The following is a 14,622-nucleotide window of genomic DNA, read 5'->3' as shown; positions in this document are numbered from 1 at the left end:
CGCATCTTACAAGCTGAAGGACGCGAGAGCGCTTGGGGAGGTCGCGTTGACCAATGAGAAGACCTGTTTGGCGAGCTCAGTCTGAACGTGCTGTGCTTTCTCCCGCGCCTGCTCCACGTTTATGTCTTTTTCAATTTCCGCAGCAACTTCGGCATCAACAGGCCCCTCTGGCTGGGATAGCAACTCAATCTGAGCATCACGAGCAGAACCGATACTGTCGTAAACGTCCTCAAGCGCAGCGTTCCAGTTGATAAATGCATCTGCTAGAACGCTCACAGCGACATCAGCAGTATCACCAGCCAACAACTCTGAGAAATCAAAGGTGAGAACATTGATCCCTGCCATACCTGCTTCAGTCGCAGCATCCCCATTCAGGACCCAGCTCAGTATGTTCGTCTGATCGTTCGGCTCACCATCTGTGCTACCTGGAAGAATGCTCTCCAGCTTCTCGCGGATTTCATCATTTTCGAGATATGGGTTGTCAGGATTAAACTCGATGCCATCCGCAAGGATTGCCAGAACATTTTCCTGAAACTTAGAAAGCTGGTCAACAAAACCCGAATAGTCACCAGTTCTCTTTGCCATTTCGGCATATGACTTCATCAAAGTAGTCTCAAGGCGGAGAGGCATCAGCTCCATGCTGATCTCAGCAGCATCAAATATAAGCTTCTCTTCTGACCAGTCTCTCTCAAAAATCTCAGCATAAATCTTGTTTGCAGATTCTTCATCTAGGGACGCAGGCTCGAAGGTACCTTTAGCTGCGTCGACCCTAAAGCTCTTGAAGCTTTCATCCGCCTCAAAATAGGCTAAGGCCGAACTTGGGCGCTCAGCAGGCGTTTGTGTCTCAAAAAGCTGAACACTACTATTATTTAAACCAACAGAATTCATGTTTCTGTCCCTTTCTGGAAACAACGGGACATCTCGGCGAATCCGAGTCTGCAGAATAGCCTCATGCTCTTTCACTGAAAGTCTGCAGCAAACCTGATAACGAAACCTATTTCTAAGAAAACAACGCAATCAAAGGTGCAGGTATTCTATCACAATACATGCATTAATCACATGAATTCTCATAAGTCATGCAATGCGTTACTTGAGAAAATCGATTCCAGACATGCTACGCTGAGCATTCAATCACGGTATAGACATTTTCAAATCAAACTGTCTATACTACCCCAATGACAGATCTACCTCTCGCTTATCAAAACCTCGCTGCGGATTACATTCAGAAAACGCATGATGACAGCAGGGCTCTTCGGGGCTCGGTTTATCAGCAAGCGAAGGGGAATGTTGAGAACGTCTTCGTCAAAATGCCCGTGGGTGCCGGACGCAAGAGCCTCTATGTGGGGCCAGCTTTGCAGCCCGAAACACAGGCCAAAGTGGAGCGGATCAAACAGGCCAGCGAGCGTGCCCGTGCACGCCGTAAAGACCTGAGCGTGCTTAACAAAGTTGGCGTGCTTTCCACCCACAGTTATGCCGGGCGCGTGCTGGATGCCATGGCCTATCATGGTTTGTTCCGCAATGGCGCCATTCTGGTGGGCACGCTGGCTTATCAATGCTACCCGCTGCTGTTGGGCTGCACGCTGCCCTCTACTCAACTAGCGACGGACGATGCGGATCTGGTGGCAGCTTCACTGGCGATCAAAGCGGATGAAGGCATCGATATGCTCTCCATCCTGAAGGATGCAGACCCAACGTTTGAGCCTATTCCAGAGTTGGATGGGCGCGCTAAATCCTCACGTTTTCGCTCTGGCATCGGCTTTGTGGTGGATCTGCTCACCCCAACACGCAAGCGCGGCGAAAAGCAACCGCTGGAGCTGCAAGGGTTGGATGCGGGCGCTATGAGCCTGCAGTATCTGGCATGGCTGATCGACGATGCCTCCCCCGCAGCTCTGCCTTATGGCGCAGGCATTCCCGTGTTCGTGCCACGTCCGGCTCGTTACGCCGTGCACAAGCTCATCCTCTCACAAAAGCGGACGCATACAGCAACCAAAGTCACCAAAGATCTGGCACAGGCCAAGGCACTGATTGAGGTGCTGGAACAAGCCTGCCCCGGCCTGATCGGCGACGAACTTCTGGATGCCCAATCTCAGGGCAAACAAGGCTGGAGCGATCCCATCGCCAAAGCCCTCAAAGCCCTCTGGCCAGACGGCTCCTGGCGGGACCGCCCCGAATTTGAAGAGTTTGCCGAGGGTATTTAGCTGCTTCCCAACAACATTCCGGAGGGGCGGAAGACCGGTAGATTTCTTGAAGGGATTGGGAAGACAGGGTATATTAGAGAGACTAGGAGCGGGAAGCCTCAACTCCCCGCCCCAGTTGTTAGGTTAGTTTAATGATGGCCCGGAACCAGAGTACCAGTCTGTTTCGGGCCTTCCTTATTTTGAGTTTCAATTCAAACCTGACCGCCGCCTTCGTTGATCCGGCATTGCTGGTATTAGAGGCTCTCGTCAGTAAGCGGATCTTTGAGACAAAAGCCACTCGGCAACTTCGCTACGCCCAAATCTTTTGGCAGCATCATAAGCTGTCTTCCCTTGTTGGTCTGTCACCAACCGGTCGGCACCTGCCTCAATGAGCGTGCGTACATTGTCTAAAGAACCTGTCTGAGCTGCGAAAAACAACGGGGTTTTGCCGCGTTCTTCGGTTGCATTCACTTTTGCGCCGGCCTTAATGAGGATCCCGATGACTTTGGAGTTTTCTTCGTGACCGGCAGCATAGTGAAGAGCGGTCGTTCTTTTCTCATTGACTCCACCTGATTGGCCAACATTCACATCAACACCGCGGGAAATCAGCTCTTGCACCATAGCAACTGAGCGTTTTCTCCCAGCGATCATCATTGGTGTCCGCCCTGCAGCGTCAGGCTGGTTTACGTCTGCTCCGTAAGCAAGCAAAAGCTTAAAGATGTCGTAATGACCAAACGAAATTGCCCATTGCAGAGCAGTACAGCCAGCAGCATTCGTTTCATTGACAGCACTTCCTGCCACAAGCAGCCGCTCAACTTCTTCAATTTGATTTCTGACAACAGCAGCCATTAGCTCTGAGTTGATCTGGGAAGGCTTTATTTCAGATCGTATATGTTTTTCAGCTTTTTTGGCGCGACCTTCCGGGCTAAACGCTGAAAATGCCCAAAAGGACGCTACGCATCCATTCGGCGTAATCCGTGTCACGACCTTAATGCCAGGAGAAACCTGAACCGTGTACACTCTTGGAGCGTTTGGAGATGGGTTCTCAGCGGACGCCAATTTCAAAACCGTAAACATCGCAAGCGCGCTCACGAGCAAAAATCCAACTACTCGCATTTTCCTGCTTCTTAAAATTATCAAGAAAGATCGCATTTCTCGTAATTAACTGAAGCGTAGATGGAAACTAATCCGAGCGTGCATTCTGGTTTCTCTTACAAAGATAAGTTGCTCCACCTCACCCCGCCTCAGCAACGCTGGCGTGTTTTTGGAGGAAGGCGTGGAGGATTTGGTCGAACTCTTTGGGCTTTTCGATGTAGGCGGTGTGGCCGCAGTTGGGGATGGTGTGGCGCTCGGTGGTGCCGCCGGTTTGCTCATAAAAGTCGAGCGCGTTGGAGGTTTGGGTGACCATGGGCTGCGGCGGGAAGACGGCTTCTCCCGGCCAGCTGGGCAGGAAGCCCAGTTTGCCCAGTGAGCCGAGATCGAACATGGAGGCATCGGAGACCACCAGATCATCTGCCCCATGCACCCACAGCACGGGTGGTTTCACCGGAACCCGGCAGAAACCCAGCGGGTCAGCTTGCCGGTTGGGGGCGAGTGCGTTGATGCTGCCGAAGTTGCCCGGCGCAACGCCCGGCCAGTTGGCGGAGGGGATCACGTCCCCCGGATAGGATTTATCGCCGGTATGCTGGGCGAAAACGGTGGCCATATAGTCGGTGAGCCGCTTGGGCTGAAAGGGTGGTTTCCAGACAAACGTGTTCAGGATGTTGCGCGGAGAAAAGTCGCTGTCTGTGCTGGTATCCTGCGACATCAGCAGCTTCACGAACTCCGGGTTTACTGCTGCCGCGCCACTGCCTGCACCATCTTCAAAGCACGGCGTTCCATCGGCACGAGAGCAGCCGAAACCGTAGGGAGAAGATGGGCTTACCTGAGTGAGAGAAAGCACGCGCTGTGGGTAGTCGGCAAGGAACTGCCAGAGCACACCGCCGCCAAGGGAATGCCCCATCATATGCGCGGCTTTCACGCTCAGCTCATCCATCAGCGCGGCCAGATCATCCGAGAAATCCTTGGTGCCACGGGTGGCATCCACCAGAGCCGCAGGATCAGCGCCGCCATACCCGCGCAGGTCTGGCGCGATGGCGCGGAAGATGTTCGGCAGGCGCAGCATGGTTTCCTCAAACCATGTGGCAGCAGAAAGGTTGCCATGAACGAAGATGATCGGCACGCCATCCTCAGGACCGGAAAACAGAACCCGTGTTTTCAACCGAGCCGATTGAACAGTCTGCGCGTCCAGAAGTGTTGGAATCTCAATCATCTTCACCCCAAATCTTTGCACGCGTCTCGCTCAAAACTCAGATACTGACTGGGTTAAACACGCAGGTATCGCTTAAAGCAGTTTGGTTGCGGCCTCATAAAAGCAAACCGCCTCAAATATTTAAAATTTTAGAAATGATGGAGGGGGGGGATGCGCTGCTGTCAAGCTTATGAGGCGTGCAGACAAAGAGGAGGCTTTGCCTGCACGCACCGCAGAGCCTAATAGGCGTCGTGGTGGCGGACCCATGCCATGGGGTTGCCGGAGGTCGGCTCGTTGCGCCCCATCGGCGTCAGGTCCATTAAGGTGTACGCCGCGTTGGTGCTGTCGAGACCGCGGCTATAGGCGGAGTAGGTGTGATAGATCGTGCCATCCTCCCCTTTCGCAAACACGCTGACGCCCGGCATTTCATCATGAGGCGCTTTTTCCAACTGGCGGAAGTTGTAGATGATGGGCTCGTCTGCGGGCATATCCTCAGGAAAGCCCACATCAAAGTCTCGGTTGAACCCTGTGCCATTTGAGGAGACCCAGGTGAAGTCCCAGTCCATCCGCTCTTTGAATGGCGTGATCATGGACATGGGCGCACTGGAGACCACGGCAAAGGCGATATCCCGAGCGGCCAGATGCGGATCGAGGCCATTGAAGCCATCAGCCCAGAACGAGCAGCTAACGCAGCCCGCCTTCCATTTGGGGCCAAACATGAAGTGATAGATGATGAGTTGCTCGCGCCCCGCAAACAGATCTTCGAGGGATACCTCATCCTTATCACTCTGGAATACATAGGATGTTTCCAGCGGAACCCATGGCAGGGATTGGCGGAGGCGGGTGATCTCATCTTTTTTGCGGGTCAGTTCTTTTTCCTGCTCCAGCAAGGCTTTGCGGGCAGAAAGCCAGTCTTCTCGTGATGCAATCAGTGTCGGTTTCATTGCAGTCATCTCCTGTTAATGCGCTGGTTGCGGAGCTTGCCAATGGGTTGGCATGGTCGCGTCTACACGCGGGTCCTCGTTCAGCCGTGCTTTCCATGCCGCTACAAAGGGGTAGAGATCCGGCGGATAACCGAACCCGAGTGAGGCCATCAGGTCGGGCTTTGTCTCCACCGCCCGCTGGATGAGCCTGACTTCAGGAAACGCGATGGCATCTGCTGCGCTCGGTTCATCACCGCACAGATACGCCCTGCCATCGGAGAGGATGCCTTCCAGATAGCGACACTCTGCATGGGCGAGCTCAGCGGCGGTGTTCAACTGCTTCGCCGCGTCACTGCCTACCTGAGGCAGACTGCCATCTCCGGCAAACACGGGCACAAGCAGCTGCCGGTTGGCTTCACGCAGATAGTCGCAGCATTCCATGGTCAGCTGCCAAATCTCTGCAGCCGCCTCTGGCGAGTGTCCAAACAGCGGCTTTTCAGGATAAGCGCGATCGAGCCAGGCAAGGATCGCGATGGAATCCCGCAGCACACCATGGTCGCTGGTCAGCACGGGCACGGTTGCGCGTGGGTTGAGCACCGTGAATTCCGGTTGCTTATGTTCTTTTTCAGAGGCTTTTAAGTAAATGACGTCAGCAGAAAGTCCTTTAAAGGCGAGACCCAATAAAACCCGCCAGCCACGAGGAGCTCCACTGATCGTGTACAATGATAAAACCATCTTATTTCTCCCGTTTGCTATGGGGAGAAAGATAGACCTGTGGTATTATAGAGCAAGAAGGCAGTTTTTTCGTAGATAGTACGGAAAACAATACTATTGAGGACTTGTCCCCAATGATAATCGCAGAGAAAACAACTGAACCGGAATGCCAACCTACTGAAACTGAAGAGCTTTGCCCGATGCCGGACATCGCTCAGCTCATCGGCGCCAAGTGGAAACTGATTGTCCTGCAAATTTTGATTTTCAAGGGCACCAAGCGCTTCAACGAGCTGCGGCGGATGATTGACGGGGTAACCCAGACCATGCTGACCAGCCAACTTCGTGCCCTGGAGCGGGACGGTTTGGTGTCGCGGAAGATATACGCAGAGGTGCCTCCGCGCGTGGAATACTCCGCAACCGAGCGCGCCATCGCCCTGACAGATATGTTCCACGCCATGCACAAGTGGTGGGTGGAAACCGGAGAGCAGAAGTAAGCGGCGCGGATTACCCGGCTGTAGAAGAGTAATAAACTATCATACTGACAAGCGCTTAAAGCTGCCCAAACCAGCCGGTAGGAGATACCTGCCAGCAAATAAAGTTACATACTGATTGCAGCATATATGCTCTCAATAGCTATTTTTCGAGTATTAAAGATTCATACTGAAGAGCCCGTTGCGGACATCTACGTTGCTTCAGGGCAAACCCAGTCAGAGTAGAAGCTCAACTGAATGTTGATCTCGTTCAGAATGTTGCAAAGTAAGGTAATCATCGCTCGTTGGATACTTCTTGCTTTACTCAAACATCAAGCGTCAAAGATTGCTTGTAACAGTGCCCTGGAACGCTTAGCTTCGCTATTTAGGAGGCTACTTTCAGCAATTCTTATTCTATTAGTTCGTGGGGCCGGGGTTCTATGATTGATGATAAAAAAAAATTACGAGAAGATGCCATTGAGATAGGCGTATACGTCTTGATAATTGCGCTTGTGGTGTTTGCTGTCAGCTTTATATTTTTGCCGATTTTTGATCAGGCCGTAAGTTGGTTGAAGACTGGAACTATACCTGATCGCGATCTTTTCTGGTTTACTGCAAACGTAAGTTGCGCCGCCACAGGCGGTTATGCGCGTGGTTGGGAAGGCATGGATTTGTGTCGTCCAGACTCAATCTATTTTACAGATTGGGTAGGGGTAAATACTATTCTGAATTATGCTTTTGATGTTCACATCGCTATCGTAGCCGTAATTGGTGCAACATTGGTCTTGTGGGTAGCATTTGCTGTGTTTAATACACAATACGAGTAAATGTATAGATCTGCGAAAGATTGCCTACCAAGGTACTCGGATGAATCTATATGCAGACAACATCAATACTTTAGGGAACCAGACGAACGTCTGATTGGACCTTGTGTCAGCAACCACTCTCAATGGCCTGAGTTCTGTACTGCAGCGATTGGCAGCTGAGTCCGCACTTCAGTGGTAAAAGCGCACGATGCTGACAAGCAACTACAGGTCAACAGGCGTCATTCCAGTATGATAGTTTATTACCGAGTATGAATCTTTATTACTCAGTATGGCATTATATTATTCACCGACACCTGCGCCGCTCTTTGCTTTGGCCAGTTCCTGAATTTCCAGCAGCACCTTCACGGCCAGCTTGCGGCTGGTGACGCTCAGCTGCCGCTGCCATGCATCCTCATGGCGAGACCAGCGGAAGGCATGGTTCTTCAGAATGCGGCAGATATCCTCGCTTGGCTGCTCATCAAAAATAAACTGAATGCGATTGATGCGCGGTTGCTCTCTCACCACCAGCCCGGGCACACGAATGCTACTTGGTTCAATCTGTTGCTGTTGTTGCCGAGGGTTGTTCTGGGTCATTGCCTCGATCCTTTTTCAAATGCTTTGCCTCATCTCGCAAAAGCGGGTGTCAGCGGGCAGGCAGGATGGGATGCCCATATGCCCGCTGACGGCCTCTCCGCACCACCCGGCACAGGGGTGTGCTGCTGCGATCAGGTCAATCGGCGTGGGGATGCTGGAGAAGCTCAAGAACCCGGTTGGACCGGAGCTGCAGCTCATCATTGTGGCCAAGAATGGCTTGATTGATGGTCAGCAGCATGTCGTATTCCCGCGTGTGCTCCAGCCTGTTGGTCAGCACGATGTTGAGTGCCTCAACAAGGTTGTTCAGGTGACAGGAGGCAAGCTGCAGGCTTTCCAACTCCTGACAAAATGAGGAGCCTTCCTCTTTCAAAAAGTCCAGTTCCACCATGTACCTACCCCCTATACTTGTCGTTGAGCGGCTACTCCATTTTCTGGTTATGCCGCGAGTGCCTTCGGTATTTTGCAGGAGACACGCCAAACTGACGCGTGAATGCGCTGATGAAATTGTTGTAGTGGCGGTAGCCGATGTGCTGCGCGATTTTGGAGAGCGAGGCATCGCTCTGCTCAATGGTTTTGCGCGCAATCTCCAGCCGCTCATTGCGGTAGACCTCAAACACAGTGCCACCAAAAATTCGCTTGAAGCCGCTGTTCAGGCGTTTTTCGCCAAGGTTCACCTTGTACGCCAGCTCACTCAAAGACAGCGGCGTGCTGAGGCTACCCATCAGCAGCTTGTAGGCCCGTTGCACGCTCGCGACCTCGTATTCATTCAGGTTGCCACTGCTGGACACCTGATTACTGAGAAAGCTGGCCTTCAAGGCAATCAGTTGCAGCACCGCGCCTTCAATAAAAAGGCTGCGCATGGAACCCACCAGCGGGCTGCTGATGACGGAGCGCACCAGCCGCCGCATCTCAGGTGTGGGGCGAAACTCCAGCAGGCTGAACTCCTCGTCCCCCTCTTTCACAAAGGGCAAAAAAGTCGCCGGCAGATCCTTCTCCAACGCGCGCATCAGATACTCCTCCGAAATGGAGTAGGAGAGCATCTGCAGGTCTGTTCCACGGGCAATCTGAAACTTGGTTGTAGACGGTCCGTATTTGACTAGATTCGCTCTGTCGGCACTAAGTGAGAACTGCTCCACACCCGCTACAGTTGCAACCAGTGAACCTTGCAGGAGAAAGTTTCCTGATATTGTACATGCCTTGTTTCTGAAGGAAGTATAGCAAGCGCTAAAATCACGCTTTGGAAGTATTTTGGCAATTCTGACCTGAAGCTCTTGGCTATACTCTATATTACTTATTATCGCGGAAACATTTTCATTATTTACGTATATTGGGGCAGATGCATCAAAATACTTGCGAAAATGTCCGTCATTCAAATAGGACCCTTCTGATTGCATCTAAAATTCCAGTCATAACTATTCCAAAATTAAATTCATTATGCATTTATACCTAGCGCATATTTTTAGTATCAACTAAACAACCTGACTTAACCCCAATATTACCTTTGGGAATATTTTCAGCCTTTACGCATAGAAAAGTGGGGTCAAACGGCAAAAATGGGCAGCCGAACAGGTTCGCAGAAGCCTTAAAGCCCCTTGCGCCCGGCAGATGCCCATTCTCATTATCCTACTTAAAGCTCTGGCGGCTTTGATGTTTTGCGATTGCCACAACCATTTACAGCGGCACGCAAATACCAGAAATCAGGCGAGCTGAACCAGCTGGATCAGGTTTCCGCAGGTATCATCAAATACTGCAAGTTTTACTTCACCAAATGAAGTTGGGGCCTGAACAAAGGTAACGCCAAGATCTTGCAGGCGCTGGTGCTCTTTCTCCAGATCTTCCACGCTGAAAGAGGCCGCTGGAATGCCATCCGCCGCGAGCGCTTTTTTGAAGGGAGGAACCGCCGGATGGCTGCTTGGTTCCAGCAGCAGCTCGATGCTGTTTTCATCTTCTTTGCTGACAACCGTCAGCCAGCGGCTTTCGCCCAGAGGGATGTCGTGTTTTGTCTCAAAACCGAGCTTCTCCGTGTAGAACTCCAGCGCCTTTTGCTGATCATCGACAAAGACGCTTGTGACATAGATCTTCATTCATTCTCTCCAAACCTAGAGAGCCAGCCGAAACGCAACTCCGCCAATGGCTTGGTGTTCAACGAATGCAACTTCGTTGTTCCCTGCCACTCGATGGTGAGTACGCCCGCTGCCTCTAATGCTGAAAGGTGCCGCGAGAAGGCTTGCCTCGTTAAGTCGACACCGTATTCCTGTAAAACCCGAGTATGGATTTCGAAGAGCGATTGCCTGTCACGCCGGGACAATTCGTCAATTATGCGCCGCCGTGTGGGATCGCCAAGTGCTTTGAACAGTGCGTTAAGATGATCATCTGATGCAGTCATACGCCCTTATGCAACAATTACGTTGCATAGCCAAATGCAACTTTTCTGTTGCATAAAGCAGGCGCATCCAGATTCCGCTAGTTCGCTCCGGAACCCGCAGTGTAATTTTCTGGCAAAACCGCCATATTTCGCGATGTCTTAGGCTTTCAAAGCCTGCTGCATTGCGCGGTAGGATTGGGTTTGCAGGGCTTCGGGTGACAGGGAGAAAGTATCCGCCAGATCAGCAATCTCGCGCTCATACTCAGCAAGCTTGTCTGCATCATCTGTCATGATCGCCAGCTCAATAAAGCGACCAAGGCCGGGCACGTCATCGAGGGTCACGTGGAACTTGCCAAGGAAGTAGATATCGCGGTTCTTCTCAAACCGTTCGACTTCCTCAAAGCCCAGAGACACGATCATCTTGTGAGCCTGATCCGCCTCCGGCAGATCCATGGAAACGCAATTGTCCGGCCCCGGACCCTTGCTGATCCAGAGCGCACGGCCTGATGGACGCATGATACGCAGCACGTGTTGCTGATCGTTGTGAGCAAGGCGTCTGTCGGCAAGATCGTAGAAAATATCCTGCTCGGTGTTGCCAAGGGTGAAGGGCACCGCCCCGCGCGCTTCCAGCTGGCTGCGGATCACCTCAAGGTCGGCAACCGCATATTTGCGTTCCACCTCATAGGCTCCAACGAAGTGATCACCCGGATCACACAGCATGCCTTTGGTTTGCAGATCTGTTCCAGTCATCCCACACTCCCTCTGCTCAGGGGAGTATCCTTAAAAAGCAACAGGGGGAGACGCAAGACAGATAAAACACGAGAGCCACCGACACGTGGCTCCCGATGCAGATTTACAGCACAGACGTATACTGCGTGCCAACTCTGTAGCGCTTCATTTCAGCTTCCGTCATCCAATGCACATCTTCTGGCGGGGCGGCTTCCAGCGTGTACCAATAGAACTGCGGATCGATGCCGATGCTCTTGTAGTAGTTGAGGTATTTGTTGTGCTCTTCGTGTGACTTGGGCAGGTCCAGCGCGCTGAACTCATCAGAGGACCACGAATGCACGCCAATGCGCGCGCCCTTCACAACAACACGGGTTTTGCCTGCCAGGAAGAAATCCGTTCCACCAGAGGCGATGATGCCGTTGGAAGGAATTACGGTTGTCAGACCGCGCTCATGCACGATGCGGGCCGCTTCCAGATTGGCATAGTCATCATCAGACCCCGGCACATCCAGCATCACGATGCGCTTGATTTTCGGATACTTTTGCAGCGCCACCAGCAGGTCATCCGGTGTGGAGGTGCTGATCACCCCATTCATCACCAGCTCATCCCCCAGCCGATCAAACCGCGCAATCTCATAGTCATCTTCCACGGACCCACACGCCGCAACCACCAGCACAAGCAGCACTGCAGCAGGCCAACCAACAATCTTCTTCAAGAGCAGCATTCTATTCCTCTTCCTTATCGCCCTTCGTTTTTCACCCCCCACTTCTCACAGGTGCGATGAAGGCCGAGTGATCGGGCAGCGTTGGCTAAAGGCACCAGCATCAATGCGGCTCATTTGATTCAGAATGATCATTCTGATATAAGCTGATTCATGCCAAGAAAAGCCAATATCAGCACACAAGATTTAACCGACCGCGCACTGGAACATTTTTGGAAGAACGGCTTCCACGCCTCCTCCATGGATGATCTGGTGAAATCAACCGGTGCCACCCGTCACGCCATTTACGGCGCATTTGGCGGAAAAAAGCAGATGTTTCTGGCCTGCTTTCAGCGCTATCAGGATCTGGTCGTCTCCCCCGCATTCGTACAGGTGGAAGAGGACGACGCGACACTGGAGCAAGTTGCCAGTTACTTTGAAATTCAGATCACCCGCGCAGAAGAAACCGGCCTACCCGGACCCGGCTGCTTTGTTGCCAACTCCGCCACCGAAGTCGCCCCGCACGACACTGAGGTGCATGCCAAGGTGGACGCACACAACACCCGCCTGAAGCTGGGCTTCCTCAATGCGTTGAACAACGAGAAGCCAGATGTGCCTCCCGAGGAACTGGAGATGCTCGCAGGATTGCTGGTGGTGTTCACCAACGGTCTCTGGTCCACCTCTCGTCTCACCAAAGACGGCAAATTTCTACGCACAAGTGCAAACCAGTTTTTAGAGACAATCAGAACACGGATAACCGCCCCATGACCACGCTTGCCCTTTCAAACCCCAAACGGGCCTTTTGGCTTGCCGTGTTGCTCAACTTCCTCTGGATCAATGCTTCAGAAGTGTTTCGCTATTTTGCTTTTGTGATGCCGCTCATGCGCAGCGCACTGCCGCAAATCCATGATGTCGCGCCAATGAACCTGCCGGTGTTTATGGTGTGGGGCCTGTGGGACACAGTGCTTGTTTTCGCTGCAACCGGCCTCAGTTGGGTGCTGCTCGAGCGGTTCGGCCCAACCAACCGCAACGCACTTTACGCAGGCAGCGCAATCTGGGCCACGGTCTTCGTCATCCTCTGGCTCGGCCTCTGGAACATGAACCTCGCCCCAACCCAAGTCATCCTCATAGCCCTCCCCCTCGCCTGGCTGGAAATGATCATAGCCACCCTCATCGTCAGATGGGCGATGAGACGGGGGTAGTTGGCTGCTGTACATTTCCGCAGTACCCTGCCCGCCGGATTGTGGGAGAGTGTTGAGATGAAACAAATGACGGGGAGTTGTTTGTGTGGGGCGGTTCGGGTTGTGGCGTCTGGGGTGCCGGACAGGGTTGGGGTTTGCCACTGCATGGACTGTCGCAAGCACCATGGTGCAGTGTTTCATGCCTCGGCGATTTATCCGGAAGATGCTGTGAGCGTTGAAGGTGAGACCAGCAGCTATCAGGGCCGCTTCTTCTGCCCACGCTGCGGCTCATCCGTCTATTCCACCAGCGAAGGCGAGGTGGAGGTCCATCTGGGTATTTTGGACGAGCCCAACCAGCTGATCCCAACCTATGAGCTCTGGACCACCCGCCGCGAAAACTGGCTGCCGGAGTTTCCGGTCTCCAAGACCTATGAGAAGGATCGGGTTGAGGACTAAATCTGTTCCTCGCACCCTTCCCGTTCCATGAAGGCTGTCAGGCTGGTGTCTTCGTCGGCGATGAAGTGTTCGCCCGTGACGGTGAGCAGGGCGATGCGGTCGAAGCGGAAGGTGCGGAAGTCTTGGCGCAGTTCGCACCAGGCGGAGAACATCCAGCCGTCGGTCAGGTTCCAGATCACCAGTGGGCGCAGGCGGCGGGTTGAGGTGCTGCCACCTGCATTTGTGTAGGTTATCTCAACCACGTGCTGCTTGCGGATTGCCTCACGCAATACCCCAACATCAGCGGGCGCGCTGTTCTTGCCTTGCAGGCTGTAATAGGGTGCATCGGCCAGTTTGCGTTCTTCCGGCGCTGGCAGGCCTGCCTGAATTTTCGCCCGGACCTCCCGCGCTGCGCTCGCTAAGGCCGGATCGCCGGTATTTTCAACAAAGGCAAGGCCAACGGCTAGCGCATCGATCTGGTCATGGGTAAACGTGGTGTTGGGCAGATCAAACCCCGGCCTCAGCAGGTAACCAACACCGGCCTCCCCCTCAATGGGCATACCCGAGGCCTGCAAATGGGCGATATCGCGGTAGATGGTGCTGATGCTGACTTCAAGATGCTCGGCAAGCTCGTTAGCCCGGCTGACACCACGGGTGCGCATCTCGTTCACCAACCGGAAAAGTCTCTCAGCCCGCCGCATAACTCTCACTCACACCCAAATTCCTGCGCAGGCTACTCTGCCTCCATCGCGTAGAGCATAGCACAGCTTAAGCGCCTCGAAACTATGGACTTTCGAGGCGCAGCTGATGGTGTTGATCAATCCGCAGCGGTGGCTTCAATCTCAAACATCAGCGGGGGAATGGCGAGCCGCGTAACGCCAAGCAATGTCACAGGAGGCGCTGCCTGCACCGGACCAAAGCGGGCACCGAGCAGATCAAAATGCTTCATGGCCTCATCCACGTCGGTGGCGTAAATCCGCAGCTGGGTTATGTTGGCGAGGCCCATCTCCACAGCGCTGAGAACAGTCTCCAGATTATCCAGAGCAAGCGCAATCTGGCTGCGCATATCACCGGGATGCTGTGGGTTTCCCTCACCATCCACGGAGGTCTGGCCTGCGCAGACCACCTGCCGTTTGGTGCCCTCAATCACTTCCGCCTGATTGTACCCCAGCTTCAGCGACCACGCCCATGGATTCACAGCAGTTCTCTTCATAGGATTTTGCTCCCTCATCATGTTG

20 protein-coding genes are annotated in these 14,622 nt (G+C 53.2%); 6 read left to right on the top strand and 14 right to left on the bottom strand.

Annotated elements, in window-relative coordinates:
* Positions 1–6 precede the first annotated feature (6 nt).
* Entirely contained in the window at positions 7–888 is an 882-nt protein-coding gene (locus PSE_RS10125) for a hypothetical protein (protein ID WP_014284757.1), read from the bottom strand.
* Positions 889–1,175: 287 nt separating this feature from the next.
* Between PSE_RS10125 and PSE_RS10120 the strand changes: the two genes are divergently transcribed.
* Complete coding sequence (locus PSE_RS10120) at positions 1,176–2,198, top strand: GSU2403 family nucleotidyltransferase fold protein (protein WP_014284756.1); 1,023 nt, start codon at positions 1,176–1,178, stop codon at positions 2,196–2,198.
* Between the two features lie 246 nt (positions 2,199–2,444).
* Here PSE_RS10120 and PSE_RS26670 read toward each other — a convergent pair whose 3' ends face one another.
* From PSE_RS26670 to PSE_RS10100, 4 genes are all read right to left on the bottom strand, one after another.
* Complete coding sequence (locus PSE_RS26670; protein WP_158309185.1) at positions 2,445–3,269, bottom strand: ankyrin repeat domain-containing protein; 825 nt, start codon at positions 3,267–3,269, stop codon at positions 2,445–2,447.
* Positions 3,270–3,411: 142 nt separating this feature from the next.
* On the bottom strand, positions 3,412–4,488 hold the full coding sequence (locus tag PSE_RS10110) for an alpha/beta fold hydrolase (protein WP_041768284.1): 1,077 nt from the start codon (positions 4,486–4,488) through the stop codon (positions 3,412–3,414).
* Positions 4,489–4,706: 218 nt separating this feature from the next.
* Positions 4,707–5,411 carry a DUF899 family protein gene (locus PSE_RS10105; RefSeq protein ID WP_041768282.1) on the bottom strand — a complete coding sequence of 235 codons (705 nt, stop codon included), beginning with the start codon at positions 5,409–5,411 and terminating at the stop codon, positions 4,707–4,709.
* A 15-nt stretch (positions 5,412–5,426) separates the two neighbouring features.
* On the bottom strand, positions 5,427–6,125 hold the full coding sequence (locus PSE_RS10100; protein WP_208998136.1) for a glutathione S-transferase family protein: 699 nt from the start codon (positions 6,123–6,125) through the stop codon (positions 5,427–5,429).
* Between the two features lie 113 nt (positions 6,126–6,238).
* On the opposite strand from PSE_RS10100, the gene PSE_RS10095 reads away from it, so the two are divergent.
* The gene (locus PSE_RS10095; protein ID WP_014284750.1) at positions 6,239–6,598 is read left to right on the top strand and encodes a helix-turn-helix domain-containing protein; all 360 of its coding nucleotides are present in this window, start codon (positions 6,239–6,241) and stop codon (positions 6,596–6,598) included.
* 416 nt (positions 6,599–7,014) lie between these two features.
* Complete coding sequence (locus tag PSE_RS10085; RefSeq protein ID WP_041768278.1) at positions 7,015–7,401, top strand: hypothetical protein; 387 nt, start codon at positions 7,015–7,017, stop codon at positions 7,399–7,401.
* Positions 7,402–7,680: 279 nt separating this feature from the next.
* On the opposite strand, the gene PSE_RS10080 is transcribed toward PSE_RS10085, so the two are convergent.
* The 7 genes from PSE_RS10080 to PSE_RS10050 form a co-directional block, all read right to left on the bottom strand.
* Complete coding sequence (locus PSE_RS10080) at positions 7,681–7,974, bottom strand: hypothetical protein (RefSeq protein WP_014284749.1); 294 nt, start codon at positions 7,972–7,974, stop codon at positions 7,681–7,683.
* A 136-nt stretch (positions 7,975–8,110) separates the two neighbouring features.
* Positions 8,111–8,362, bottom strand: coding sequence for a hypothetical protein (locus PSE_RS10075; protein ID WP_014284748.1), 252 nt, complete (start codon positions 8,360–8,362; stop codon positions 8,111–8,113).
* Between the two features lie 31 nt (positions 8,363–8,393).
* Positions 8,394–8,981 (bottom strand): helix-turn-helix transcriptional regulator, encoded by a 588-nt coding sequence (locus PSE_RS10070; protein ID WP_208998135.1) that lies wholly within the window; start codon positions 8,979–8,981, stop codon positions 8,394–8,396.
* Positions 8,982–9,671: 690 nt separating this feature from the next.
* The gene (locus PSE_RS10065; protein WP_008548964.1) at positions 9,672–10,058 is read right to left on the bottom strand and encodes a VOC family protein; all 387 of its coding nucleotides are present in this window, start codon (positions 10,056–10,058) and stop codon (positions 9,672–9,674) included.
* Positions 10,055–10,360, bottom strand: coding sequence for a helix-turn-helix transcriptional regulator (locus tag PSE_RS10060; protein WP_041768276.1), 306 nt, complete (start codon positions 10,358–10,360; stop codon positions 10,055–10,057). Before PSE_RS10060 ends, PSE_RS10065 begins: the two co-directional genes overlap by 4 nt.
* 138 nt (positions 10,361–10,498) lie before the next feature.
* Positions 10,499–11,089 (bottom strand): class IV adenylate cyclase, encoded by a 591-nt coding sequence (gene cyaB / locus PSE_RS10055; protein ID WP_014284746.1) that lies wholly within the window; start codon positions 11,087–11,089, stop codon positions 10,499–10,501.
* Positions 11,090–11,192: 103 nt separating this feature from the next.
* Positions 11,193–11,792, bottom strand: coding sequence for an alpha/beta hydrolase (locus PSE_RS10050; protein ID WP_014284745.1), 600 nt, complete (start codon positions 11,790–11,792; stop codon positions 11,193–11,195).
* A gap of 150 nt (positions 11,793–11,942) precedes the next feature.
* Between PSE_RS10050 and PSE_RS10045 the strand changes: the two genes are divergently transcribed.
* From PSE_RS10045 to PSE_RS10035, 3 genes are read left to right on the top strand one after another with little or no spacing between them, the layout of a single operon-like run.
* The gene (locus tag PSE_RS10045; RefSeq protein WP_014284744.1) at positions 11,943–12,536 is read left to right on the top strand and encodes a TetR/AcrR family transcriptional regulator; all 594 of its coding nucleotides are present in this window, start codon (positions 11,943–11,945) and stop codon (positions 12,534–12,536) included.
* Positions 12,533–12,970, top strand: coding sequence for a hypothetical protein (locus PSE_RS10040; protein ID WP_014284743.1), 438 nt, complete (start codon positions 12,533–12,535; stop codon positions 12,968–12,970). Before PSE_RS10045 ends, PSE_RS10040 begins: the two co-directional genes overlap by 4 nt.
* Positions 12,971–13,027: 57 nt before the next feature.
* Positions 13,028–13,405, top strand: a complete 378-nt coding sequence (locus PSE_RS10035) for a GFA family protein (protein WP_041768273.1) — start codon at positions 13,028–13,030, stop codon at positions 13,403–13,405.
* Here the strand turns inward: PSE_RS10035 and PSE_RS10030 are convergent.
* Both PSE_RS10030 and PSE_RS10025 read right to left on the bottom strand, forming a co-directional pair.
* Positions 13,402–14,085, bottom strand: coding sequence for a YafY family protein (locus PSE_RS10030; protein WP_041768271.1), 684 nt, complete (start codon positions 14,083–14,085; stop codon positions 13,402–13,404). The two genes, PSE_RS10035 and PSE_RS10030, sit on opposite strands and share 4 nt — an antisense overlap.
* A 116-nt stretch (positions 14,086–14,201) precedes the next feature.
* Positions 14,202–14,597: a RidA family protein gene (locus PSE_RS10025; protein ID WP_041768269.1), complete on the bottom strand. Its 396-nt coding sequence runs from the start codon at positions 14,595–14,597 to the stop codon at positions 14,202–14,204.
* Positions 14,598–14,622 lie beyond the last annotated feature (25 nt).

Source organism: Pseudovibrio sp. FO-BEG1 (assembly GCF_000236645.1).
GTDB lineage: Bacteria > Pseudomonadota > Alphaproteobacteria > Rhizobiales > Stappiaceae > Pseudovibrio.
This window is presented reverse-complemented; position numbering and strand designations above follow the sequence as displayed.